Source organism: Phycicoccus sp. DTK01 (assembly GCF_017312765.1).
Lineage (GTDB): Bacteria > Actinomycetota > Actinomycetes > Actinomycetales > Dermatophilaceae > Phycicoccus > Phycicoccus jejuensis.
In genome coordinates, this window is the sequence record NZ_BOPU01000042.1 from 1 (window position 1) to 586 (window position 586).

General features: G+C 67.7%; 1 protein-coding gene. It reads left to right on the forward strand.

The features are described 5' to 3' along the window. The coding region (locus J3473_RS19290) for a hypothetical protein (RefSeq protein ID WP_207025415.1) at positions 1 to 586 on the forward strand (586 nt) is incomplete at both ends.

Sequence of the window (586 nt, forward strand, 5' to 3'; positions counted from 1 at the left end):
GCCGGCGTCGACCTGGATCCGATTCCCGAAGACCCGGCCGACATCGTGTCGCGCTTCAACGGCGATCTCGGCAAGCCCGACTGCCTCGCCGGCACGACGTGGTACTACGGCCTGGACGGCAAGACGCCCGCCGGCTCGATCAACTTCCTCAACGTGGTGATGCACGAGATCGGCCACGGCCTGGGCTTCCAGGGTTTCCTGGACAAGTTCACCGGCCAGTTCGGCGATTTCGACGGCACCGGTCCGCGTTCGGATGCGTACACGCAGAACGCGTACGACAACGTGCTGAACATCGGCTTCAACGATCCGGCCAGCACAGCGGCGCAGCGCGCCGAAGTGATGAAGACCTCCGGTCGCCTGGTGTGGTCCGGCCAGCGCGTGAAGAACGAAGCGGCGCTGGTCCTCGACACCCGCCAGTACTTCACCGTGACGGCGCCGGCGGGCATCGCCGGGCGTTACCTGTACGGCACGGCGAGCTTCGGCCCGGTCGCGTCGCCAGCGAACTTCACCGGGCAGGTCGTGCTCGGCGTGGATGAAGCCAACGCCGCGGGCCCGACCACGGGCGATGCGTGCACGCCGCTGACCA